The organism is Thalassospira sp. (assembly GCF_048059015.1).
GTDB lineage: Bacteria > Pseudomonadota > Alphaproteobacteria > Rhodospirillales > Thalassospiraceae > Thalassospira.
Map to the genome: position 1 here is coordinate 239977 of NZ_JBLLNT010000005.1, position 24205 is coordinate 264181.

Sequence of the window (24205 nt, forward strand, 5' to 3'; positions counted from 1 at the left end):
ACATGTCCCGGGCGAAACACAGAATGCTTTATCGGATATCAGACGGATTTCTTCAACAGTTCACGTGCAGATTCTGCATCGGGATATTTCTGGAAGAACTGTTTGATGTTCCGGTTGGCCTGACGAATGCGGTGTTTGTTTTCAACCAGCGCAATTCGAACATGGCGATCGCCATATTCGCCAAAGCCAAGACCCGGTGCGACAGCAACGCCTGCTTCCTGCAAAAGAAGCTTGGAGAAATCAAGCGAACCAAGCTCGGCAAAGGCATCGGGGATCGGTGCCCAGGCAAACATGGTTGCCGCCGGGCTTGGAATTTCCCAACCGGCACTTAGCGCACCTTCGATGAAAACATCGCGGCGTTCGCGGTACAGATTACGGAATTCTTCGACACAATCCTGCGGACCGTTAAGGGCCGCGGTTGCAGCAACCTGAACCGGGGTGAATGCACCGTAATCAAGGTATGACTTGATCCGTGTCAGGGCGTTGATCAGCTTCTTGTTACCGGTGGCAAAACCGATACGCCAGCCCGCCATCGAATAGGTTTTTGACAGCGAATAGAATTCGACTGCGATGTCCTTCGCACCTTTGCACTGCAGGATCGAGGGCGGCGGGTTGCCATCAAAATAGATCTCGGAATAAGCGATATCAGACAGGACATAGATTTCATGCTTGCGGCAGAAATCGACAACTTCCTGATAGAAGTCCAGATCAACAACAAGTGCTGTCGGGTTCGCCGGGAAGTTCAGAACGACCGCACTTGGCTTCGGCACAGAATGCTTCACCGCGCGATGGAGCTGCTCCATGAAGCTTTCGGTGTTGAACGTCCCCTGATCATCATGACCAATCGGAATGTGGCGCAATGCTGCACCGGCAATGATGAAGCCAAATGCATGGATCGGGTATGACGGGTTCGGCACTAGGAATATATCGCCGGGGCTTGTGATCGCAGCCGCCAGGTTAGCAAGGCCTTCTTTGGAGCCAAGTGTCACAACGGTTTCGGTTTCCGGGTCGATATCAACACCAAAGCGGCGCCCGTAATAGGCAGCCAAAGCTTTGCGCAAGCCCGGAATGCCGCGCGACATGGAATAACCATGGGTGCGCGGGTTTTGAACCGTTTCGACAAGTTTATCGACAATATGCTGTGGGGTGGCCGGGTCCGGATTGCCCATGCCGAAATCGATAATGTCCTCACCCGCTCGCCGCGCCGCCGCCTTCATCGCATTTACTTCTGCGAATACGTAAGGGGGGAGACGTTTTATGCGGTGGAAGTCTTGGGACATTATCCTATATCCTCATGAAGTTGTCGATTTTCGAATTTTATGCGAAAAGCATATCCTCGAATTGATAAAAATTGCGTTTGAGCCATCAAAAACAGCTTCACGCGGCGTACAATTCGAAGGATGTACCTTTTATGGAAATCATACTCAACGAATTAATGTGCATTGCACACGCTTAATTTTTATTTACCCCGTGGTTGCGGCGTAAATTCGGCAAAATTTCTGAAAATCAGGATATTTCGGGGCAAATGCACCCGCGCACGACACGGTATAAGTCCCTGAAAGTCGGGCAATAAAAAAGCGCGGAAGGATTTCTCCTTCCGCGCTTCATCAATTAAATCTGTCTGGATCGATCAGTAGTCGAGATAGATCTCAACGCGGCGGTTACCCGCCTCACCGGCCGGAATGCCTTCGTAGTAGCGCGGATCGGCCGAGCCATCCGCCCCAACAAAGATCGCATCCGGGCTGACACCCAGCGAAATCAGGCGCGAAACAACCGCAGATGCACGACCTTCGGAAACGCGACGGTTCACAGCCAAATGGCTTTCAAGTGACATATCACCAGTGCGCATCGAAGCATGACCAATCACGCGGATAAAGCCGCTGGTTTGCTGCCAGGTTGCGGCAACCTGTTCAAGGACGGAGTAATCCGAGCCACCCAGCTTTGTCGAACCATGCGCGAACTGGATCTGAGCAACCTGAACTTCGTTGACGGCAGGCGCCAGTTGATCGATGGAGCGAACACCAAGGCGTGATGCCAGTGCGTCATTTGATGCAACTTCATCAACCATCACGGAGTCGCCATACATCGGCTCTGCACCGCCAAACTGGCTTTCATCGACAACAACCGATCCGTCATCGGCATACATCGCGTAGTCGAAGTCCTGCGACGGCATGGCTGCTGGTTCGTTGGCAAACACACCCTGACCTTCTGCAAGACGACGTTGATACTGATCCATCACCGGATCGCCACTGGACTGTGCTGCTTCGTATGCAGCAAGCTGTTGTTCACGCGAACCACCTTGATCGGTAACAGACGGGGCTGCCGGCGCAGCTTCCGGTGTAGGGACCGGTCCAGAGGCTGCTGACTTTGCATTCCATTCGTCGGCAATGGCGGAACCAGAAGGCGCAGACGTCACGGCGCTGGTTGTTGCAACAGTCGCCGCAGGTGCACTCGACGTCGCTGCCATCGAACTGCTGCTCACCGCAGTTGTCGGTGCCGGCGTAATGACCGGCTGAGATACCGGAGCTGCTGTCGCAGACTGAAGCGCGTTTACAGGCGGGCTGCTTTGACGGCGGCCGCCCTGAGTGTATTGGGCGTTGGCGCGATCTGCAGCGAGGCCTGCGATCAGCGCGTCACGTTCCTGGTCACCAGTAACAACCGGTTTAGCCGGCGTGTCAGCAAGGCTCGGATATTCGCCGTCTTCGCCCGGAATCGGTTCTTCGGATTTTGCGGTGGTTTCGTCTTCACCGTCAAACATCTCACCGACAGATTTTCCCCACTCGATGGGGTTAACAGCGTCAGGAACGGAAGAACAGGCGCCAAGCGCCAGCACCACAGCCAGCGCAGAGCCGGTCTGCAGCATTACCCGCAGCTTCCCCCTTGCAGTCTCCTGCCACGACCCCTGCGCAGTCGTTGATTTCAGAACGCCCATTTCTTTTCGCTGCTCCAAATTCCGTTGGATGACGTGTGCGTTGAAATATTCCGCAGAAACGTCACCTTATAATTCTTGTACTACCCCTAAACGACGCGCTAGGCTAAGACCATGATAAGCTTGGGATCAAGCAGAGTTTCAACCCGAAACGTCAAATGGATACCGGGAACATAAAACGTCAAAAGTCTTGCGATATCGCAAAGATGCAAAATTCGTTTTCACGTTACCAAGTACCCGCGGCGGTATCATAAGGGAATGCCCCATGAGCGATCAACAGGCCATCGAAACTGAAATCAAACATCCGGATCCCGAAAAACTATCTGCAGCAATGGCAGAGATTGCCGAGAGAAGTCAACGACTTGTATCTGACTTCCTCGCCAAGCAGGCAGAAGATCCTGAAATTTCGGACCCAGACCCGCTCAATATCGGGTCGGCTTTTGCCGAACTTACCAGTCAAATCATGCAAAACCCGGCCAAACTGGTCGAAGCTCAAATGGAGCTGTGGCAGCAATATTATACGCTGTGGCACAACACCACGCTTCGCATGATGGGCGAAGAAGCAGAGCCGGTTGTTTCCCCGCAAAAAGGCGATCGCCGCTTCCGCGACGAAGCATGGGAAAACAACGAGCTATTTGATTTCATCAAGCAGTCATATTTGCTGTCGTCTCAATGGACGCAGAACTTCGTTCATGACGTGGATGGTCTTGATGACAAAACCGCCCAAAAGGTCGAGTTTTATACCCGCCAGTTTGTCGATGCGATTTCGCCGACCAACTTCCTGATGACCAACCCGGAAGTGTTGCGCACCACGATTGAAAGTGGCGGCGAAAACCTTCTTAAGGGTCTTCAGAACCTTCTGGGTGATCTTGAACGTGGCAAGGGTAAACTTCAAATCCGCATGACTGACCTTGATGCTTTCAAGATCGGTGAAAATGTCGCCACGACCGAGGGTTCGGTGATCGGCAGAACGCCCTTGATGGAGCTTCTGCAATATAAGCCGACGACCGACAAGGTCGCCAAGCGGCCACTTATGATCGTGCCGCCATGGATCAACAAATATTACATCCTTGATTTGCGCCCGGAAAACTCGCTGATCAAATGGGCCGTTGATCAGGGCCACACTGTTTTCGTCCTGTCCTGGGTCAACCCGGACAGCAAACTTGCCGAAAAGTCGTTCGAAGATTACGCAAAGGACGGCGTTCTGGCCGCCCTTGACCTGATCGAACAGGCCACCGGCGAGACAGAGGTCAACGCGATTGGCTATTGCCTTGGTGGGACGCTTCTGAGTTCGACACTTGCCTATATGGCAAAGGTCGGGGATGAGCGGATCAAATCGGCGACCTTCTTTACCACCCTGATGGATTTTGAAAAATCGGGTGAGCTTTCTGTCTTTGTCGATGACGAACAGATCAAAAGCCTTGAGAACAAGATGTCCAAAGAGGGCTATCTTGACGGTCGCGACATGTCGATGTCGTTCAATATGCTGCGCGCCAATGACCTGATTTGGTCGTTTGTCGTTTCCAACTACATGCTTGGCAAGGATCCCTTCCCGTTTGATTTGCTGTATTGGAATTCCGATTCCACACGCATGCCAAAGGCAATGCACAGCTTCTATCTGCGCAACATGTATAACAAGAACCTGTTGCGAGAACCGGGCGGCATCACAATTCTTGGCGAGCCGATTGACCTTCGGGACATCAAAATCCCGGTCTATTTCCTGTCCACCCGCGAAGACCATATTGCACCGTGGCAGGCGACCTATGCCGGGACACAATTGCTTTCGGGACAGGTGAAGTTTGTGCTGTCTGCTTCAGGCCATATTGCCGGTGTTGTTAATCCGCCAGCAGCCAAGAAATACTGCTACTGGACCTACAACCGCACGCCGGAAAATCCTGATGACTGGATGAACAAGGCAACCCAGCATGAAGGTTCATGGTGGACGGACTGGCAAAACTGGATCAGCCGCCGTTCCGGTGGACAGGTTGACGCGCGTACCGCCGGTGATGGCAAGCTTAAGGTTTTGGGCCCGGCACCGGGTGAGTATGTCAAAGTCACCCTATCCTGATCTGCAGATCGCATTTTAATGAACGCGGCCTGCCATATCGGCGGGCCGCTCTCTTTTGCCCCATACAGAGCTCATCCAAAGGACCCAACAATGGCACAGACAATCGGATTTCTTGGCGCTGGTCGCATGGCATCAGCAATGATCAAACGCCTGCTTGCAAAAGGCTATGGCGTGAAGGTCTGGAACAGAAGCATCGCCAAGCTTGATCCGCTTGTGGCGTTGGGGGCCACAGCATGCACAACACCGGCCGATGTAGCGCGTGGTGTTGATATCGTGATTTCGTTTATGTCCGATGACACTGCTGCACATGCCGTTTGGTTGGGTGAAAATGGTGCCTTGGCCGCGATGACACGTGGTGCTGTTGCCATTGAATGCTCAACGCTATCACATGGCTTTGTGATCGAACTGGCCAAGGCGGTTGAAGATGCCGGTGTAAGTTATGTTGACGCGCCAGTGACCGGCGTTCCAAGCGACATCGAAGCAGGCAACACAATCTTTTTGATTGGTGCCACGCAAGTTGTTCTTGAACGTATCCAGCCGATTTTGAATGACACTGGCAAACGCACAGTCCATTTCGGCCCGGTTGGATCAGGGACAGTTTACAAATTGATGCATAACCTGTTGGGTGCGGTTCACATTGCCGCTGCGGCCGAACTGGTCGCCGTCGCGCAGAAAGCGGGGCTTGATGGCAATAAGGTTGCCGAAACATTTGAAATTGGTGCTAATGCAAGCCCGACCGGCCTTATGGTCATGCCCGGCCTTATCAGCGGCAACCACAATGAAGGCATCCATTTCACATCAGGCTTGCGGGCAAAAGACGCGTCTTATGCCCTGAAACTCGTCAATGAGATCGGCATAAAGGCCCCCGTTGGCCAGGCCGCATTTGACGTGTTTGATGCGACCACCAAGGCGGGATTGGGCGATCTGGCGCAAAGTGCCGTGATTGAAACCATCAAGGCCTAATTGGCTTTGGCTGTCGCGGCCTGTACCAGAAGTGGCTCGTAGCGCGCATCGGTAAGCGTTTTAAGAAACGCGACGATGGCATTGATGCGCTTGGTGTCCAAGGCATCGCCTTGCTCAAGCTCGGTGAGCGAGATGGTATCCGCCACTTCCGGATCACCCCATGCTTCCCCGGTTTCCGGGTTGGTCTGGTTGGCTTTGGCCCTGCTGTTATATTTATTGTAGAACCGCACCACGGTTTCAAGATCGGCAAACACCCCGTTATGCATATAAGGCCCTGTTACCGCGACATTGCGCAGTGACGGGGTTTTGTATTTGCCGCGATAGGCCGGATCATCAATTGCCGGATTATCAAGAAGCCCGTTATCGGTGAATTCTACATCCTTGCCATTGTCATCACGGATCGCGACATTGCGCGGCACGCCGATATTGTGGAACTCGTAATTGGTGAAGGTTTCACCTGCTGCCGTCGGGCTGGATTTCAGCATATGACAGGTATTGCAGTTGGTGAATTGCTGCGAGAAGAAGAGAACCCGGCCAAGTTCCTCTTGCGGGGTCATCTTATATTCGCCGCGCAAGAAGCGATCATATTTGCTGTCAAACGGTGCGAAATTATCGCCCTGCTCAAACGCTGCAATCGCCTGCGTCATGGCATCATAGGCGGTCTCGCTATCAGACCAGACATCATCACCGAACAATGCCTTGAAGCCCGCAACGTAATCTTCGTCCTCGGCAAGGCGTGCCACGACAGAGGCCTTGTCAGCCATTCCCATTTCAATCGGGTTGAGCGGCGGGCCACCGGCCTGTTCGACCAAATCAGCAGCGCGTCCATCCCAGAACTGACCACCAACAGCGACACCATCTTCACGGACATGGAACTTGGGTGAGAATTTCGCATAGGCCGCCATTGGGGTATTTCGATCTCCAAGGCTTTTGCCGTCATCGCCCAATGAAAATGCGCCGTCTGCATTCTCTACGCGTGGGTCCCGAAATCCTTGAGATGGCTCGTGACATGTTGCACAGGCCTGTGTGCGGTTGGCCGACAGGTTGGTATCGAAATAAAGTGCTTCTCCCAAGGCAGCCTTGTCGGCAAAAGGTGACGTCGCCGCAGCAATTTCGCGAACCTGATTAGCCCCGTTACCTGCCAAATGAGACAGGAATTCCGATTGCTCATCCGCATGCGCAAAGCCAGTCAAGCCCGGACCAATTGCGGTCAAGGCGACAGTGGCAATGATCAATGACCGGGTTTTTCCCAATCGAACGGCAGACAGCACATGGCGGCGGATGTGATCCATGGAAGGCACTTTGTTTCAGTCAGAGATGGGGCTATGGCAATGTCACGCGGAAACGCGAACGCTACGCATTTACCGTATCAGAGTTGAACCCTGCTTTGATAAAAGTCAATGGCGGGCCTTAATTCATACCCGCCATTGATATCAGTTGGATGATATCGCCTTAAGCGACACTTATGCCGCAATCTGCAGGCGACGACGTCTCATCAATGGCATCAGCTGAACCCCGATGATTGCGGCCAAGATAACGCCACATCCGGCATATTCCGCCGGCGCCAAACGTTCGCCAAGGAACCATGCGCCTGCAATGGCGGCAAAGACCGCCTCGGCACTCATGATGATCGCGGCATCGGATGCCTCGGTATAATTCTGTGCAACGGCCTGAAGGGTAAAGGCAACGCCAGCCGACATGATCCCGGCATACAGGATCTCAAAACCGGCATTATAGATGTCTGTAACGCTGAAGGTTTCGGTCATGGCCCCCATTGCCGTACCAAGAATACCGGTAATGAGGAACTGTGCGCAGGCGACAAGTGCCGGTGCATTGGTGCGTGTGACCATCACCCCGATCAGGACAACCTGTGCAGCCCAGAAAAGCGCACTGCCCATCACCCAAAAATCACCGGCGCCAAGACCAGACAGGTCACCACCGCTGAGCAGATAGGTGCCATAGACGCACATCGCCCCACCCGGCCAAACCGACCAGTGCGGGCGCGTACGAAATACCAGATAGGCCAGAACAGGAACCGTCGGCACATAAAACGCGGTCAGGAATGCCGCATTGGTCACGGTCGTTTGCATGATGCCGATCTGCTGCAGGATGCTTGCCAGATACATCGAAATGCCGGTGACAACCAAACCGATGATATCGCCACGATCAAGTGGCCGATTAGCGCGTTTGAGCTTGCGAAGATCGCGTAAGGCAAATGGCAATACCGCCAATGCCCCCAACAGGAAGCGCACGCCCGTAAAATAATGCGGGCCGATATTTTCCATACTGGTTTGCTGAACAACGAAAGTCGTGCCCCAAATCAGGGCGACAAAGACTATTATGGCGTTTGCCTGCCAACGCGTCATTTTCCCGGTCCGTTTCATGCTGGCCGGGCGTGGTGGCGCGCGGCAAATTATCGATTTAATAGCGGCCACCTTGCTATCCTACCCGCCCCTTACAGGCAAGAAGATCGTTTACCGGTAGCCGCATCAAACCTTGATGTTAGTCACCCTTCGCAAGGTCTTCGGGGATGGATTTGACATATTCCTGCGCCAGATCGGCATAGCGATCCGCAGATACCTTGAAGAATTCAATCTCTTCCTGTGTCAGGTCGCGGACCTTGCGCGCCGGCACCCCGGCCCAAAGTTCACCTGCCGGAATGCGTTTGCCCGGCGCAAGCAATGCATTAGCACCCAGCATGCCGCCCTGCTCGATAACGCAGCCATCCATCACAGTCGCCCCCATGCCGACAAAGCTTCGATCTTCAAGCGTGCAGGCATGAATAATGGCCGCATGACCGATCGTGACGTCATCGCCGATATAGGTGCCAAACTTGCCCTTGGCGACATGGACCATCGTCAGGTCCTGAATATTGGTGCGCGAGCCAATTCGGATTTCATGAACATCCCCGCGAATGACGCAGCCAAACCAGATCCCGGTTTCCGCACCGATTTCAACATCACCAATGATGGTGGCATTTGGTGCAATGAACGCGGTTTCGTCGATGGTGGGCATTACCCCGCGATAGGACAGACGCATGGTCAGGCGACCTTTCGTAAATGATGTTCAAACTGCTTGGGCCTGTTGATACGCATCATCGCAAAACAGGGCATCCCTTGATTTGGCAGTTTAAATTCTAACATGAAAAGAACGAAACCCTGTCGTAACAAATCCTGATCGCGGCTGCATCAAGCAAAGCAGGCAAAATGGCCCCTTCTAATCGCAAACTCTGGCCCGGCACGCTATTGGCAATTGCCTTTGCAGTTTGCCTAAGCATCCTGTCACCACACAAAGGATATGCCCACAAATCATCGCCGGTTGCGCGTGAAACCGGCTATCTGGTGGCGGCATTTTCGGTTTGGGAACCGTTTGTGATCGAAGAAGAAGACGGCAGACAGCATGGCATTGATATCGGCCTTTTAACCGAAATTGCAAAACGGCTTGGTCTTGAACTTCATCTGCATCCCTGCCCGTGGCGGCGGTGTCTTAAGACACTTGAAGATGGCTATATCGATGTTCTGACGAGTTTTGCCTATACCGACGAGCGAGCCGAGTTCGCCCACTACATCAAGCCGTCCTATAGTGAAGTCACCCCGGTTTTCTATTACAACCGCAACAACCCGGTTGAGATCGCAGACTATATCGATCTGCGTCATCTGACCGTCGGTGCCGTCGTCGATTCCCGCTATTTTGAGCCGTTTGATAGCGACACGTCGCTTGATAAGTTCGAAGCCGGAAGCGAGATCATTTTGCTGCGAATGCTATCGGCCAAACGACTTGACGCGATTGTCGGATCAGACTCAAACGCCGATTTTGAAATTCGCAAAAACCATATGGAAGACGTGATCGCCAAGGCCCCCTATCGAAGCGGGCATAGAAACGAAATCCACATGGCCGTGTCGCGGAAATCGCCACTGATGACCCGGACCGAGCAGATTGCAGAGATCATGCAAGATCTGCTCGATGAAGGGTTTATTGATCGGCTCCATGAACAATATTGGCCCGATCGCGGACCGCGCGTGGAGCTGACCCCACGAAATTAGGAAAACCGCTTCGCCCCGGCGACACAAGCAACCACACCAACCGTGACCACGATCATGGCTGAGCTGATCGGCTCTGCCAGAATGAGCGATGCCAACGTCAATCCAAAGAATGGCTGAAGCAGCTGAAGTTGGCCAACGGCGGCAATCCCGCCCAGTGCGAGCCCACGATACCAAAAGAAAAATCCGATCAGCATGCTAAAGACCGACACATAGCAAAGGCCAATCTAGGCTTGGGTACTGATACCCGTCCAGCTATCTGGCAAGGTTGCGAAACACAGAACCGCCATCGGTATCAACGAAATCACCAACGCCCAACAAATCACCTGCCAACCACGTAGTCGGCGCGACAGTCGCCCACCTTCGGCATAACCAAGCCCGCAGACAATGATCGCGCCTAACATATAAAGATCACCTCTGATCGCACTGGCATCATTGGCGCCACTTCCGCTTGCGGCGAAACCGGCGACAAGACCGCTTCCAAGTAGCGAGAACAGCCAGAAAACGGCACGTGGACGTTCCCCGCCGCGCAGCATGCCAAAGATCGCCGTTGCAAGTGGCAACAATCCAATAAAGACGATGGAGCGGGCTGAACTGATATGTTCAAGCGCGAGTGCGGTTAGCAAAGGAAAACCAACAACCACGCCACCAGAAACCACCATCAACGAAACCCAATCTGATGATTTCGGCCGGTCTGCACGCGACATCAGCAAAATCAAAAGTGCTAGAATACCGGCAATTGACGCACGTGCCACTGTCAGGAAAAGCGGATCAAAATCCATCACTGCAACGCGGGTTGCTGGCAAAGATCCGCTAAAAATCAATACCCCGACCAGACCACTGATCCAACCGCCACGTGATTGCGCCACTGCAATTGCCAAACTCGCCTCCTTCTTCTTAAGCAGACCAATCTTTGGCTTGCCGCGTGGGTTCAAACCAGACACAATCAAATACAATTTAATCAAACTGTACTGATAACAAAGGCAATACAGTGACGTTTCAGAACAGCCAATCCCCTGCCAGTGAAGGCACACTAGTGTCACAGGTCATGAAAGCAATTCGTGACCGGATTGCGGCGCGCAGCTTGCTGTCGGGCGATCGTTTGCCCTCCATCCGGGCCTTCGCCAAACAGATGGACGTCTCGAACTCAACTGTGGTGGAGGCCTATGACCGATTGGTGGCAGAAGGCATCATTCAATCGCGCCGTGGATCGGGCTTTTACGTCACCGGGCACACCGCCCCGCTGTCGATTGCCCAGATTGGTCCGAAGCTTGATCGCGCGATTGATCCGTTTTGGGTTTCGCGCCAGTCGCTTGATGCCCGATCAGACATGCTTAAACCAGGTTGCGGCTGGCTCCCGGCAGACTGGATGCCAGAAGCATCAATCCGGCGTGCCTTGCGCAACCTGTCGCGCGCGGATGACGCTGTCCTGACCGAATATGGCACGCCCCTTGGGTTGGCACCGCTTCGTCAATTATTGTCGCAACGCATGGGGCATTACGGCATTGATGCGGCCCCCGATCAGATCATCCTGACAAAATCAGGAACCCAAGCGATTGATATGCTGTGTCGTTTTCTGATTGAACCGGGTGACACGGTTTTGATTGATGATCCCTGTTACTTTAATTTTCAGGCCTTGCTGCGCGCGCATCGCGCCAAGATCATCAGCGTTCCGTTTGGACCGAATGGCCCGAACCCGGATGCCTTTGCCGACATTGTCGAACGCGAAAGGCCCCGCCTCTACATCACCAGTTCCGGCCTTCACAACCCGACCGGTGCGGCACTTTCACCGCATGTCGCGCATCGCATCCTGACCATTGCCGATCAAAACGATCTGATCGTGATCGAGGATGATATTTTCGCCGATTTTGAAAACATAGCTGCGCCAAGGCTTGCCGCCCTTGGCGGATTGGCGCGCGTTATTCATGTCGGGAGCTTTTCCAAAACCCTTTCGGCGTCACTTCGATGCGGCTATATCGCGGCCAAACCCGACTGGATTGAAGAACTGATTGACCTGAAGATCGCAACCGGGTTTTCCAGCAGCAACCTTGTGCCAGAATTGATCCTGAGTGTTTTGAAAGACGGCACCTATCGCAAGCATATGGATGGTCTTCGCGCCCGATTGGCGCGCAGCATGACCAAAACAGCGAGCCGACTGAAATCACTTGGCATTACGCCGGTTGTGACACCTGATGCCGGTTTGTTTTTATGGTGCAAACTGCCCGATGGTATCGATGCATCGCGCACGGCCCATCATGCACTTGGCGATGGTGTGGTTTTGGCACCGGGCAATGTGTTTAGCCCCAGCCTGGCTGCCGATAATTTAATGCGGTTTAATGTCGCGCAATGCGATAATCCGCGCGTATTCGAGGTACTTGAACGCGCCATGCGCCCATAAGAAAAGGCGCCGCCAGATTTGGCAGCGCCTTTATTCTTTTACTGATCAAAGCACCCTTATGGGAAGAGCGGTTCGATCTCAAGCCCCATGGTTTCAGGCAGGCCCAGCATGACGTTCATGTTCTGAACAGCTTGGCCCGATGCGCCCTTCACAAGGTTGTCTTCGACCGCAACAATGATCACACGGCCCGGCACGCGATCCTTGACCACGCCCATCAGGACATAGTTTGAACCACGCACATGGCGGGTCTGCGGCGTTACACCGAACGGCAGAACACGAACAAACGGCTCAGCCGCATAACGCTTTTCAAGGGCAGCCTGGATATCCTCGGCCGTTGTGCCATCGGTCATTTTGACATAGATGGATTCAAGGATACCGCGGCTCATCGGCATCAGATGTGGTGAGAAGTTCACAACAACGTCGCTTCCGCAGGCCCAAGCAAGGCCCTGCTCGATTTCCGGTGCATGGCGATGACCACCAGTGCCATAGGCATGAATGCCTTCGGTCACTTCGGCATAAAGCGTGCCTTCCTTCGGGGCACGGCCAGCACCCGTAACACCAGATTTGGCATCAATGATGATGTCTTGCGCATGGACAAGCTTGCTTTCCAAAAGCGGCGTCAGGGCCAACTGAACCGGAGTTGGGTAGCAACCCGGGTTGGCGACGACACGTGCCTTTTTGATCTTTTCACGATGCAGTTCGGTCAGACCATAGACGACCTTCTTCTGAAGATCCTGCGCGGCATGTTCCGCACCGTACCATTCTTTATAGGTCTCAGGATCAAACAGGCGGAAGTCAGCCGACAGATCGACGACCTTGATATGCTCCGGAAGGGCTGCAATCACTTCTTGCGTCGTGCCGTGCGGCAGCGCGCAGAAAATGACATCCACATTCGACCAGTCTGCTTCCGCGATCGAGATCATGGTTGGCAGATTGATATGGGCAAGATGCGGGAAGACTTCCCCGAACGGACGCCCGGCTCGTCGGTCGGCGGTCAACAGGGTAATGTCCGCAGCAGCATGATGCGCAAGGATGCGAACCAGTTCTGCCCCGGTATAGCCACTGGCACCGAGAATTCCGACTTTGACCTTAACGTCACTCATTTAGTCTCAACTCCTGTTAGGACAACCAAGTACAGCTATCATTATTTATCACAACAGACAAAACAGTTGTCTTTCAAATCTTTGGATTAGCAAGCTCATTCGAGCGCCAATTTGATCAATGGCTCCAACAGCATCGCCCCGGTCAACGTCAGATGACCTTGATCAAAATAGTAGAGTTTTCCATTATCATCTCCAAACTTACAAACTGGATCACAAAATACGCTGCCTGAGTTTAGAAGCCTAGCATCTCCGGCCATGTCACTTTTGAAATACTGAAACCAGTCCAAGTTTTTCTGGACATACTCATCATAAGACTGGGAATCCACTTCCTCAGAAGCGGCAATTGATTGGAGGACCATCCGAGGCACACTATCATTCCAAACGGGCACTGGCGCAATAAAGTCGACACTAACCCCGTTAACTTTCAAACTCGGCAGCAAATCATCTAGTACAGAAGTATCAATGCCTCCGGAGTCGTAATGGAGAACCACGTGTGTAATCCCTCTGACTTCCACTTCTTCCAGAATATCTCTCGTTTTCAGGGCCCCGGGTGAATTCATCAGAGGCTGATTTTGAACTACGAACCAAGCCTCAAAGTTCTTGTCTGTCGCAACCTTAGAAAAGGAAATCTTGATACTGTCTGCATGACTATTTCCTACCAGTAAAGCTCTATTGGAGGAAACCACACTGTTAAGTTTACACACCTTCCAAGTTGGATGCAGCACTCGAAACAGTTTTCCACAACGATACTCTGCCCTATCAAATATAGAATTCCGTACATTCAACTCATATTTACTATAAGTGTGCTCTTTGACCAACAAAGCTGTAGGAACTGCTAAATTGATCACAAAAATTGCAAAAACACATCTCCAAGCCGAGAACAATTTTTCATTGTTGCGCTCAACAAACCTTCTCAACACCCATGCTGAAAAGACTATCCCTACTAACAAGATAAATAGATCAAACACCTGGGGCTCAGGTATTCGTGTCCCAGAAAACGGCTGATAAAAAAACAGCACTATTATTGGGAAATGAACTAAGTAAATAGAATAAGAGTGGTCCCCCAACCAACCCATAGCTCTCGAAAGAGGTGGATTTATCTTCTGCTTACCCCCAACAAACAATGCCGTTCCGGTCAATATCGTAATCGCGAAAGCAATCGCAGCGGGATGTCCTGACAAAATTTCTAAAGATTCCCCATTCAAGTCTCCTTGGAACACCAAAAGAAGAATTGAAAAAACAGAGAAGAACCAGAAGAAGTCAACGCGCTTTCTCGATATCCATTTGCGCTCTGCTATCATTGAGGCTGCAATGCACCCAATGGAGAACTCCCAAACGCGAAAAGGCAGCATAAAAAACGCTGTTTTAGGTGATATGCCGACAAGAACCAAACACGATATCAAACTAACTATTAAAGTTACATATAATAAAAATGGAAACCTCCGCCACACAGCAAACAAAACTGGAACAAAAAGGTAGAATTGGATCTCAACCCCCAAAGACCATAGATGAAGAAGAGGATTAAAATCATCTTTCGCAAAATAGCTATTTTGCGTCCAATAACCTAAATTTGAGACAAATAATGTTGCCCAGGTAATTTGCTCCCCGAGATCTTTAAGTGCTCCGAAATCTAAGTACAATACTCCAACTAGCAAGGTTACACCAACAACCGCAAAATACGCGGGCAACAATCTTTTCGCACGACGCAGCAAGAATGCCTTCCAATCTCCTCCAGAATAGATCGAAGCCATCAGAAAACCGCTAATAACAAAAAATATGTCAACACCTAGGTATCCATTGGCAAACCCCGGAACTCGAAGGTGAAATAGAACTACCAACAAAACAGCTATGCCGCGTAAAAACTGAATATCGTGCCGATAGATCACTAGGCCCCCACTTAAAACGCATGGATTATTTCGAAATTACCCTTGTCTAACACAGCTGAGAAGCGCAGCAATACATTACTTACGCGCACGACGCACAGTTGCCGGACAGGCGCGCTTATCCTTGGGCAACACGGTATAGAACTTCTCGATCTTCTCATACCCGGTTGGGCTTGCGACCGGATAGCTTGCGACGTAGCGATAATCGGATAACCCAAAATCGCTGGCCTTTAGCCCTGATCGCTGCAACCACATGCGCCGATGCGCATCGGACACGACAACTTCCGGGTCATCTACGAGGAAAATCGCATCGCGCGCCAGCCGATCATTATATTTGTGATGGCTGGGAAGCCATGCTGCCAGTTGCTTGCGAAGCTCGCCGGGGCTTGGAACATTGCGCGTGCGATTCACAAAAGCACGCATCTTTTCGACCAGCGGGCCGATATCGCCTGGCGGCACGGATCCGTGGGTTGCTCGGTCAATGAAAAACGCCAGATCAATTTCACTCGGATCACGTCCTATGTCTTGTTTTACAGCATTATATAACTTGAAAAATCGCGCTATCTTGCCGCCATCTGCATTGGCCGCATCATAAACACGGCGATATGCTTCCTGTACTTCCGGGCGCGCGCCATAGGCAGAAAAACGACGTGAAAATTCAGAACGCTCTGCATCATTGACCCAGATCGCACACAGCACATCAAAGGCCGCATCGTTATTGCCAAGGGCAAGCCGATGCATGTCTTCGGTAAAAGGACCAAAGGCCTTTTGCAGAAGACCGGGATTGGCGCGTTCAGCCGCAAAAATGATTTGCTGAACCTCGGCCCCTGCCCCGGCTGTCGCCCCGCGCGGCCCCCATGTCATATAGGCGCGCGGATCATTGGTATGGCAATAAGGATCACCTTCCAAAAACGTCTTTTGGCTGCGCGGGTTTTCCGACTGGCAGAAATTGAACTGGATCACGTCGTAATCTGTGCCCTCAAGCGCGAAGGTCAGATGATTGGCCCGCTCGATCACATCGGGTGGCGGCATATCGGCAGGCATCAATAACCGCCAAAGCCCGACCGTGATCGCCCCATAATTCTCTGCCCCTACTGCCGCGCGGACCGACGGGTTCAGGCAAGGTTGCAGATCAATAATCGCCTGACGCGTCTTTGCCCCGACGATGCCATCCACCGCACCATAGGCACCTGCTTGTTTGCCCGAACAACTTGCGGCTTGCGCAAACAGGTTACCCTGAAAAACTGCAACCGAACCAAACTTACCCAGGCTCAGTGCGCGGTTTTCAAACCGATACAGGACTTGGGAAAGATCCAGCGATGCACTCTGGGCGTTTGCCGCCCCCAAAAAGCCAAACACCATCATCGCGCCCGTGATCATCGCAATCACAAGCAGTCGAAATTTGCACAAAAATGCTGATTGCAGGCAGCAAGCCAGAGCAGACCTCAATCCGGTTAAAAATGTGGCGAAAACACATCAACCTAACAAGTTTAACTGCGCTTTCAACGCACGCCAAGAGGCAGGGTTTTCTTAAACTGCACAGTGTTGCCGCGCATCTAAAACACGATGGTCCAACCATCCTATTTCTTGACCGACACCAGACAATGGCTTGCCATTTGATGGTTGCTTGGAAGATGTGCGGTTGAGCTAGACCTGAAATGCAAGGTTTCCGCATGTCCGAGCGAGATTGTGTTCCCGTTCTGGTTCACAACGGTTCTTCGCCCCATACCTGACATCACACATGTGCTGACACCATCGCTTGATACCAGCACTGCACGATAGCCCGGCACAAGGTTCTTGCCCGGTTTAGGCGGCTTGTGCGAATCAAAACGCGGAAATCCGTCGTATTCCTGCACATGAATAAATTTATAGCCAAGCTCGCCAGTTAGACCGAATGTGTTGCCCTCTTCATGGCCAAACCCTGATACCGGCGCGGAATATTGGCCAACAACCACATCTGTCGGAGCGATCTGCTCAACACGGGTTGGCAACACACCCTCGACATTTCCGTTGGCATTGCCAGCCCCGCCTGAATTCATCTGCGATACGATATCGGATGAATGCAGCGGATCAGCAGGCACAATGCTCGAGTTATAGCCTGACAAAACCTGACCGTGCCCGCCATCGGATGTACTTGCTGCACCACTTGTCCCGGTCGCACCACTTGCCCCGGTAGCTGCCCCAGTACCTGCCCCAGCACCCGCCGACAAAGCTGAACTTTGCGCTGCCGCAGAGGGTCCACTCGACGCCCCGCCATTTACGGGCACCGAAACAGCAGCGCTGCCCGAACCCGATGAGGTTGATGATCCTCCAGCTGCGCTGGTTCCGCTGGAAGCAGGCGCCGCAGCAGGCGCAATTATGACGACCCCGCTGGAGGGCGTCGACGTTCCTGTTGATGATGGGCTTGGGGTTGATGATGGTACAGCGCCACTTCCAGAACTTGGGGCACTGACAACTGCAGACGAGGACGCACCAGAACCAGCAGGCGCAGCCGTTACAGGTGCGGGTGCGGGTGCGGGTGCGGGTGCGGGTGCAGGTGCGGGTGCGGGTGCGTCTCCAGAGGACACTGCAGCAGGCGACGTAAAGCCGCTATTACCATGGGTGACGGTATTGATCTGGACTGCCGGTTTATCCGGCGACGCAGGCACATGCGTGCCTGAGCCACCAGAACAATTCGGGTTATGTGCGGTCGGGCTTGAATTTTTGCAGCCCGGCGGGTTTTTGGTTTTCGCCATTGCCGGGGTGTCGGCAATCAGCATCACCATCAAAGCAAGGATAACAGCGCGTAGGATGGTTGCCATCTCTCCCTCCTTTACCAGGAAAACTGCGCTTGAAGATAAAACACAACATTGTTTGATCGATCAGAGTCTTCACCATCATGGATCGGTTTCGCCAACCAGCCATCCATCGAAAAGCCGTTGAAGAACGTCATTTTTGATCCGAATCCTGCACTGAGGATTTCATTACTTTCTGGCCTGCTTTCCGATGCCAGTGCACTCGGGTTTGCAACATATGCTGCATCAGCAAACACATATGGGGTCAGGATCGGACTGCTTGGGGCCCACGGTTGAAACGTCTCGGCCAGCTCAATTGTCAAATCGGCTCCGTGAACGCCCGCATATTCGAACGGTACGAACCCGCGCATATTGCTGTTGCCACCGAAACTGAACAGCTCAAAGCCCGGAACGTCACGGCTGCCGATTTGCCCCGCCCCTTCAATGCGGACCTCGGCCGTTTCATAAAGCTCTGGCAGCCAGAAAATCAACCCGCCACCGCCTTTGATAACGCCAAATCGCTTGTCCGGATCAGAAAACTCCTGCCCGCCAGAGGCCGAAACACTCCATGACAGTGTTGTTCCATGATCATTGTGCAAAGTCTCGGAGAACGCAGCACGTGCCACACCATAGTCCGACGTCCCCAGTCCGGCGTTATCTTCCGTACGGAAATCAAGCTCTCCATAGATATAATCGGCAATTTCGACATGCCGACTGAACGCATGGCCTAATACAACAGCCGCTGTTGAAGACGTTGAATCCGCAGATTGTTCAGCTTCAAACTGGTTTTCGCCTGTCGTGTCATAATGTGAGATGCGGCTCTCAAAGAATGTACCATACGCATTGACCGGAAACTCGTGCGACACCTGCAAACCATAACCACGCGACGTGGTCGTAGTGTTGACCGCGCTCAAATCAACGCGCAGGATATCGCCACCGACAAAGGTGGAATAGAACTCCTGATGAAGTGCAGCTTCTCGGCTTTCAAACCGACGGGTTGGCGTGTTGCGAACCGATAGAACCCCGCCGCCCCGCTCTTGCGCGCCGCGAACGACCGCACGGTAATGACCCAGATCATCAATGCGCTCAAGCAAGATGGACGCCGTAACACCCGGTATGTCATCAATCAACGCGGTCGCATGGCTCAATTGATCGGTCGTAGGTGATGTACCGACTAAATGATCGACATATCCATGGATCAGCTTCTCAACACCCGGATCAAACCGCTCGTCTTCGACCCTAACCACACCACCATATGTGTAGCCCTCAACGACCACTTCGACGATCTCGCCGAACGTGACGATCAGTCTGTCCGCGCCAATCCTGACCTCTGCAAGAGGATAGCCTTGGTTCTCGATTTTGTGCAGTAAAATGTTCGCCGCATTCAAGGGGTCAGCCGGAAGCTGCAATATCGTTACATCATCAATATTGCCTGGCAGTCCTTGAACCGGCCAGTCGACCAAGGCGGTGTTTTGTAATGCTGATTGTGTTTGGTTTTGTGCATGTGCTGGCATGATCCCGGCACCAATCCCGCCAAGCATCCCCAGCACACACGCCAGACTGATCAGACCGCGAAAACAGTTGTTTTCCTGAAAACCGATCATCCCTTTTTCATGTGCGAACGTTCCCTCAATCGGACTACTCATCGGCGTACTTTGGCGTCTTGCAGCCACCACAAAGCCAAGGATAAGTCCAATCTGCGGTCAGTCCGGCACTTTCGGGCAAATAGTCTGACCAAGCGTCGCCACGCACTTCACCGTTGGTATTCCAGATAACCACGAACTGACCATCTGCCTGTATTTGACCAACCAGAACCGGCTTGGAAATGTGATGATTATTCAGCATCACTGCTGTCCCACCAGTCAGGTTACGGACCTTTTGACCATACATTGCCTGACGCACTGCGCGGACTTCTGTAGTTTCGGCTTGTTCAACAGCCTGCGCCCACATTTTGAACCCGATACAAGTTGCTTCCATCGGGTCGTTGGTCAAACGTGAAGGATCTTTGGTGTATTCTTGCCAATTCTGGATAAACCGGCTGTTTTCGACGGCTTCAACGCTCATGAAATAGTTCCACGCCGCCATGTGCCCCACAAGACCCATGGTATCCAACCGCGACAGTTCCTGTTCACCAACCGAAAACGCCATCACCGGCATTTGCTGTGCAGTGATACCCTGGCGGGCCAGTTCCTGGTAAAAGCTGATATTGGTGTCACCATTAAGGGTCGAGATCACGGCTGTTTTCTTGCCCTGATTGGCAAAGGCCGCCATTTGCGTGATGATGTCTTGCCAATCGCTGTGACCAAATGGCGTATATATTTCAAGGATGTCGGCGTTCGAAATGCCGCGTGAATTCAAATAGGACCGCATCAGCTTGTTGGTCGTGCGCGGGTATACATAATCCGTGCCCAACAATATCATCCGCGTCGCCCCAACCGCGTCTTCACGCATCAGATAATCTGCAGCAGGGATTGCCTGCTGATTGGGGGCAGCGCCGGTATAGAAGATATTGCGTGAACTTTCTTGTCCCTCATACTGCACCGGATAGTAAAGCAAGCCGTCCAGTTCCTCTAAAACCGGCAAAACCGCCTTGCGCGATGCCGATGTCCAACAGCCAAATATTACGGCAACCCCTTCATCTTCAATCAAAGTACGGGTCTGTTGCGCAAAGGTCGGCCAATCTGACGCCGGGTCCATCACCACGGCCTCAAGCTGTCGGCCAAGCAACCCGCCTCTGCGGTTTTGTGCCTCAACCATCATCAGGACAGTGTCCTTTAATGTGGTTTCCGAAATGGCCATCGTGCCACTAAGCGAGTGAAGAACGCCGATTTTTATCGGCTCTGACGTCTGGGCATACGACGTGCCCAACATGGTAAAAATTAAGGTAACAGCCCAAGCCACCAACCGCAGAAGTTTTCTCATGCGCCACCACCATATAGCCCAGCTAAACCAAGCGATGCCATGTATACCCCCAAATGAATGACTAGCACCCTGTAATTACAATCACTTGGGCTTGGCAAAGGTCCTCTACAAGTTTGCTTATTGATGTTTTTGCCTGTGACCGATAGCTTCTGCCCAGAAAATCAGTTCATACCAATATACGCAACAAACGTTGATTGGTTCACGAAGGAATAACTCGCCAGTGACCTCCGGTCGCGGATTTAGGTGGTTCAGACAGATTTATACTTAGTTTTCTGCACTCGTTGAACCAGTCCAAGTATCCCTTAATCTGCCAGCAGCAAGGTAACTGCTGGCAGATGGCACTTGAGCACAAAGCGCGATAACGGGCTGCGGATCAGAGCAGACCTCAATCGTTAAGGGGTTAAACAGCAAGTATTGCGTCGAGCTTAACCGGGCTTTTCAGCAGAGCCAAGCGATAGCGACCGATCTTGGTGAAACCAAGTGCCTCATATGCCTTGGCAGCAGCTTCGCTGTTCGTCGACAAAATAGCCTGTGTTACCCCGCGGGCACGCGCTGCGAGCAGCGTTTTCGCGACAAGAATACGGGCATAGCCGTTAGAACGTTGTTCGGACGGCGTCCAGACCGGCCCAACTTGAACCATGTCGGGCAAGGTTGCATTAAAGCCTGAAAGTGAGACCGGCTTGCCATCAACAATCAGCCCCCACATAGTGCGCGCATCAAGCGCATGCACCAGACGTGACGCGACCTTGCTGTCAAGAACCGGGGTGTCTTCGGCACCCAATGCTTCGATCTCATAGGCGCGCAGCCAACGCAAAAGCGTATCGCGATCGACCTTTTCGGCATCCACCATCTGAAAATCGTCCGCGCGCGCATTGACCGGCACGATCAGTTTTTTCAGATCAAGCTCGTAAAGAACATCTGATGCATTGATCGCAAATCCCGCATCAGACAGACCGAGCTGATCGAGCATGTCTGCGGCCTGATCTGCATCACCAAGCACACCGGCGACCGGCTTGACCGGTTCAGCACGGAAGGCTTCGGTCAATTTGTGCGGGATGGCTTTCTGGTCACCCGACTGGACGAAGATATTCCCATTGCCGAACTGGGCGACGATCGCGCTGATCGCACCATCATTGGCAACTTCACCGAAATAGCTTCCAGAAAGCGGATGACGACGTCGCTCGATACCGACAGTTGGCAGGTTCCCGCGCAGAACCATGCTGGTTGCAGCATATTTGGCAAGGAATGCGTTTGCGGCATCAAGATCGGCGTCGTGCAGCTTTCTGTACTGCATATCGGTGTTCCCTTTCACTGGGGTTATCGAAACTGCCACATGTCAAATGGGCATAAAAAAAGACCGCTCCATTAGCGGCCTGTCACAAAAGAACAAGGAAATCCAATAGAGGTTCAAACAGCTATGTTCTGAAAATTCGTCGCATAGTTCCAACCATTGGTGAGTTCCTTGAATTCTGAAATTATCGTTCCTGCACTTGTTCTTATCACAAGCTTGGCAAATTCCGATCCCCTTTTTCACACTCTTTGCCAAACACGACCTCATCGCGGTTTCCGGCATGTGAAAACGATCAGACAAAGGCTGATTTTTCAATTCGGTTTGCGATATCCTCGGAAACTGGTATTACCAATACCAAACGCATTTTATTCGGAGTTGAGCTCATGCCAGTGATTACCTGCGTAGAAGACCTGAAACGTATCTATAAACGGCGCACGCCGCGCATGTTTTATGATTACGCAGAGTCCGGAAGCTGGACCGAGCAGACATTCCGTGAAAACACTACCGACTTTCAGGACATTCATCTGCGTCAGCGCGTCGCGATCGATATGTCGGGCCGAACCACCAAAAGCCAGATGATCGGTCAGGATGTTTCAATGCCGGTCGCCCTTGCCCCGGTCGGACTGACCGGGATGCAGTGTGCGGATGGTGAAATCAAGGCAGCCCGTGCAGCCGAAAAGTTCGGCGTGCCTTACACGCTTTCGACCATGTCGATCTGTTCGATCGAAGATGTTGCCGAAAACACATCCAAGCCGTTCTGGCTGCAGGTCTATACACTTAAAGACGATGATTTCATGAAGCGCCTGTTTGACCGCGCCAAAGCGGCGAACTGCTCGGCTGCGGTCATTACGGTCGACCTGCAGATGCTGGGCCAGCGTCACAAGGATCTGAAAAATGGCCTGTCCGCCCCGCCCAAGCTGACCGTTAAATCCGTTGCTGACATGATGACGAAGGTGCAGTGGGGCTTGGGCATGCTTGGCACCAAGCGCCGCTTCTTTGGTAACATTGTCGGCCACGCCAAGGGCGTTGCCGACGCGTCATCGCTGACCACCTGGACTGCCGAAGCATTCGACGTATCCCTTGATTGGGATCGTATTCGTGAATTCCGCAAAATGTGGGATGGCCCGCTGATCATCAAAGGGATCATTGATGCCCGCGATGCACTCGAAGCACTGAATGTTGGTGCTGATGCCATCATCGTATCAAACCATGGCGGACGTCAGCTTGACGGTGCGCTGTCTTCGATCCGCGCCCTGCCCGCCATCATGGATGCGGTTGGCGACAAGATCGAAGTCCATCTCGATAGCGGCATTCGGTCCGGCCAGGACGTTCTAAAGGCCTTGGCCATGGGTGCGAAGGGCACCTATATCGGCCGTGCTTATGTTTATGGCCTGGGCGCCATGGGCGAAGCCGGCGTGACCAAGGCGCTTGAGCTGATCCATAAGGAACTTGAAGTATCGATGGCATTCTGCGGCCGCACGGACGTCACCAAAGTTGATCGCGACATCCTTATGATCCCGCGCGATTTCTCTGATCGCTGGCAATAACGCGCCAGACCATTCTATGCGCTAAGCGCGCCCGATAGGCGAATATAAAAACGGCGTCTTTCCATCGGAAGGACGCCGTTTTTTTGGTGTTTGATCTTGCCGATGGGCAAAAAGAAAGCGCCACCCGAAGGTGACGCTTTTCCAAACAGTATCGCGAGCCTGTTGCCCGAAAACGAATTAACGTTTCGAGAACTGGAAGCTACGACGAGCTTTGGCGCGACCGTATTTTTTACGTTCAACTGCACGCGAGTTACGGGTAAGGAACCCGCCAGCCTTGAGCGAACCGC

Annotated in this window: 20 protein-coding genes; 5 read left to right on the forward strand and 15 right to left on the reverse strand. The window is 52.7% G+C overall.

The window, feature by feature from the left end; all coding sequences use genetic code 11:
• Positions 1 to 38: 38 nt before the first annotated feature.
• On the reverse strand, positions 39 to 1280 hold the full coding sequence (locus ACMZ66_RS09265; protein ID WP_416936630.1) for an LL-diaminopimelate aminotransferase: 1242 nt from the start codon (positions 1278 to 1280) through the stop codon (positions 39 to 41).
• 350 nt (positions 1281 to 1630) lie between these two features.
• A complete protein-coding gene (locus ACMZ66_RS09270; RefSeq protein ID WP_416936632.1) occupies positions 1631 to 2863 on the reverse strand; it encodes an OmpA family protein in 1233 nt (410 codons plus the stop codon).
• 331 nt (positions 2864 to 3194) lie between these two features.
• On the opposite strand from ACMZ66_RS09270, the gene ACMZ66_RS09275 reads away from it, so the two are divergent.
• Both ACMZ66_RS09275 and ACMZ66_RS09280 read left to right on the forward strand, forming a co-directional pair.
• The gene (locus ACMZ66_RS09275) at positions 3195 to 4997 is read left to right on the forward strand and encodes a PHA/PHB synthase family protein (protein ID WP_416936634.1); all 1803 of its coding nucleotides are present in this window, start codon (positions 3195 to 3197) and stop codon (positions 4995 to 4997) included.
• Positions 4998 to 5087: 90 nt separating this feature from the next.
• Positions 5088 to 5960, forward strand: coding sequence for an NAD(P)-dependent oxidoreductase (locus ACMZ66_RS09280; protein ID WP_416936636.1), 873 nt, complete (start codon positions 5088 to 5090; stop codon positions 5958 to 5960).
• On the opposite strand, the gene ACMZ66_RS09285 is transcribed toward ACMZ66_RS09280, so the two are convergent.
• The 3 genes from ACMZ66_RS09285 to ACMZ66_RS09295 form a co-directional block, all read right to left on the reverse strand.
• The gene (locus tag ACMZ66_RS09285) at positions 5957 to 7252 is read right to left on the reverse strand and encodes a cytochrome-c peroxidase (RefSeq protein WP_416936638.1); all 1296 of its coding nucleotides are present in this window, start codon (positions 7250 to 7252) and stop codon (positions 5957 to 5959) included. The two genes, ACMZ66_RS09280 and ACMZ66_RS09285, sit on opposite strands and share 4 nt — an antisense overlap.
• A gap of 171 nt (positions 7253 to 7423) precedes the next feature.
• Positions 7424 to 8326, reverse strand: coding sequence for a DMT family transporter (locus ACMZ66_RS09290; protein WP_416936640.1), 903 nt, complete (start codon positions 8324 to 8326; stop codon positions 7424 to 7426).
• A gap of 136 nt (positions 8327 to 8462) precedes the next feature.
• Positions 8463 to 8999: a gamma carbonic anhydrase family protein gene (locus tag ACMZ66_RS09295; protein ID WP_416936642.1), complete on the reverse strand. Its 537-nt coding sequence runs from the start codon at positions 8997 to 8999 to the stop codon at positions 8463 to 8465.
• Between the two features lie 167 nt (positions 9000 to 9166).
• Between ACMZ66_RS09295 and ACMZ66_RS09300 the strand changes: the two genes are divergently transcribed.
• Positions 9167 to 10003, forward strand: a complete 837-nt coding sequence (locus tag ACMZ66_RS09300; RefSeq protein ID WP_416936644.1) for a substrate-binding periplasmic protein — start codon at positions 9167 to 9169, stop codon at positions 10001 to 10003.
• Here ACMZ66_RS09300 and ACMZ66_RS09305 read toward each other — a convergent pair.
• Complete coding sequence (locus ACMZ66_RS09305) at positions 10000 to 10212, reverse strand: EamA family transporter (RefSeq protein ID WP_416936646.1); 213 nt, start codon at positions 10210 to 10212, stop codon at positions 10000 to 10002. The two genes, ACMZ66_RS09300 and ACMZ66_RS09305, sit on opposite strands and share 4 nt — an antisense overlap.
• Positions 10213 to 10227: 15 nt before the next feature.
• The gene (locus ACMZ66_RS09310) at positions 10228 to 10881 is read right to left on the reverse strand and encodes a DMT family transporter (RefSeq protein WP_416936648.1); all 654 of its coding nucleotides are present in this window, start codon (positions 10879 to 10881) and stop codon (positions 10228 to 10230) included.
• Positions 10882 to 10991: 110 nt separating this feature from the next.
• Here ACMZ66_RS09310 and ACMZ66_RS09315 point away from each other — a divergent pair, with 110 nt between their 5' ends.
• On the forward strand, positions 10992 to 12398 hold the full coding sequence (locus ACMZ66_RS09315) for a PLP-dependent aminotransferase family protein (RefSeq protein ID WP_416936650.1): 1407 nt from the start codon (positions 10992 to 10994) through the stop codon (positions 12396 to 12398).
• A gap of 56 nt (positions 12399 to 12454) precedes the next feature.
• Here the strand turns inward: ACMZ66_RS09315 and argC are convergent, their stop codons facing one another.
• The 7 genes from argC to ACMZ66_RS09350 form a co-directional block, all read right to left on the reverse strand.
• Positions 12455 to 13501, reverse strand: coding sequence for an N-acetyl-gamma-glutamyl-phosphate reductase (argC, locus tag ACMZ66_RS09320; protein ID WP_416936652.1), 1047 nt, complete (start codon positions 13499 to 13501; stop codon positions 12455 to 12457).
• A 95-nt stretch (positions 13502 to 13596) separates the two neighbouring features.
• The gene (locus ACMZ66_RS09325; RefSeq protein WP_416936654.1) at positions 13597 to 15387 is read right to left on the reverse strand and encodes an acyltransferase family protein; all 1791 of its coding nucleotides are present in this window, start codon (positions 15385 to 15387) and stop codon (positions 13597 to 13599) included.
• A gap of 75 nt (positions 15388 to 15462) precedes the next feature.
• Complete coding sequence (locus ACMZ66_RS09330; RefSeq protein ID WP_416936656.1) at positions 15463 to 16794, reverse strand: hypothetical protein; 1332 nt, start codon at positions 16792 to 16794, stop codon at positions 15463 to 15465.
• A 170-nt stretch (positions 16795 to 16964) separates the two neighbouring features.
• Positions 16965 to 18185: a hypothetical protein gene (locus ACMZ66_RS09335; protein ID WP_416936658.1), complete on the reverse strand. Its 1221-nt coding sequence runs from the start codon at positions 18183 to 18185 to the stop codon at positions 16965 to 16967.
• A gap of 11 nt (positions 18186 to 18196) precedes the next feature.
• The gene (locus ACMZ66_RS09340) at positions 18197 to 19804 is read right to left on the reverse strand and encodes a ShlB/FhaC/HecB family hemolysin secretion/activation protein (RefSeq protein ID WP_416936660.1); all 1608 of its coding nucleotides are present in this window, start codon (positions 19802 to 19804) and stop codon (positions 18197 to 18199) included.
• A complete protein-coding gene (gene urtA / locus ACMZ66_RS09345) occupies positions 19797 to 21080 on the reverse strand; it encodes an urea ABC transporter substrate-binding protein (RefSeq protein WP_416936662.1) in 1284 nt (427 codons plus the stop codon). The genes ACMZ66_RS09340 and urtA overlap by 8 nt, the downstream gene beginning before the upstream one ends.
• A 400-nt stretch (positions 21081 to 21480) precedes the next feature.
• The gene (locus ACMZ66_RS09350) at positions 21481 to 22374 is read right to left on the reverse strand and encodes a GNAT family N-acetyltransferase (protein ID WP_416936664.1); all 894 of its coding nucleotides are present in this window, start codon (positions 22372 to 22374) and stop codon (positions 21481 to 21483) included.
• A 380-nt stretch (positions 22375 to 22754) separates the two neighbouring features.
• On the opposite strand from ACMZ66_RS09350, the gene ACMZ66_RS09355 reads away from it, so the two are divergent.
• Entirely contained in the window at positions 22755 to 23918 is a 1164-nt protein-coding gene (locus ACMZ66_RS09355) for an alpha-hydroxy acid oxidase (RefSeq protein ID WP_416936666.1), read from the forward strand.
• Between the two features lie 177 nt (positions 23919 to 24095).
• Here ACMZ66_RS09355 and rpsI read toward each other — a convergent pair.
• Positions 24096 to 24205: 30S ribosomal protein S9 (gene rpsI / locus ACMZ66_RS09360; RefSeq protein WP_416936682.1), on the reverse strand; the 110-nt coding region annotated here is incomplete at its 5' end.

What these genes read in the sequence shown, in the direction of transcription:
- ACMZ66_RS09265 (WP_416936630.1), bottom strand. Translation starts at nt 1,280, where the DNA reads ATGTCCCAAGACTTCCACCGCATAAAACGTCTCCCCCCTTACGTATTC.
- ACMZ66_RS09270 (WP_416936632.1), bottom strand. Translation starts at nt 2,863, where the DNA reads ATGCTGCAGACCGGCTCTGCGCTGGCTGTGGTGCTGGCGCTTGGCGCC.
- ACMZ66_RS09275 (WP_416936634.1), top strand. Translation starts at nt 3,195, where the DNA reads ATGAGCGATCAACAGGCCATCGAAACTGAAATCAAACATCCGGATCCC.
- ACMZ66_RS09280 (WP_416936636.1), top strand. Translation starts at nt 5,088, where the DNA reads ATGGCACAGACAATCGGATTTCTTGGCGCTGGTCGCATGGCATCAGCA.
- ACMZ66_RS09285 (WP_416936638.1), bottom strand. Translation starts at nt 7,252, where the DNA reads ATGGATCACATCCGCCGCCATGTGCTGTCTGCCGTTCGATTGGGAAAA.
- ACMZ66_RS09290 (WP_416936640.1), bottom strand. Translation starts at nt 8,326, where the DNA reads ATGACGCGTTGGCAGGCAAACGCCATAATAGTCTTTGTCGCCCTGATT.
- ACMZ66_RS09295 (WP_416936642.1), bottom strand. Translation starts at nt 8,999, where the DNA reads ATGCGTCTGTCCTATCGCGGGGTAATGCCCACCATCGACGAAACCGCG.
- ACMZ66_RS09300 (WP_416936644.1), top strand. Translation starts at nt 9,167, where the DNA reads ATGGCCCCTTCTAATCGCAAACTCTGGCCCGGCACGCTATTGGCAATT.
- argC (WP_416936652.1), bottom strand. Translation starts at nt 13,501, where the DNA reads ATGAGTGACGTTAAGGTCAAAGTCGGAATTCTCGGTGCCAGTGGCTAT.
- ACMZ66_RS09335 (WP_416936658.1), bottom strand. Translation starts at nt 18,185, where the DNA reads ATGGCAACCATCCTACGCGCTGTTATCCTTGCTTTGATGGTGATGCTG.
- ACMZ66_RS09340 (WP_416936660.1), bottom strand. Translation starts at nt 19,804, where the DNA reads ATGAGTAGTCCGATTGAGGGAACGTTCGCACATGAAAAAGGGATGATC.
- urtA (WP_416936662.1), bottom strand. Translation starts at nt 21,080, where the DNA reads ATGAGAAAACTTCTGCGGTTGGTGGCTTGGGCTGTTACCTTAATTTTT.
- ACMZ66_RS09350 (WP_416936664.1), bottom strand. Translation starts at nt 22,374, where the DNA reads ATGCAGTACAGAAAGCTGCACGACGCCGATCTTGATGCCGCAAACGCA.
- ACMZ66_RS09355 (WP_416936666.1), top strand. Translation starts at nt 22,755, where the DNA reads ATGCCAGTGATTACCTGCGTAGAAGACCTGAAACGTATCTATAAACGG.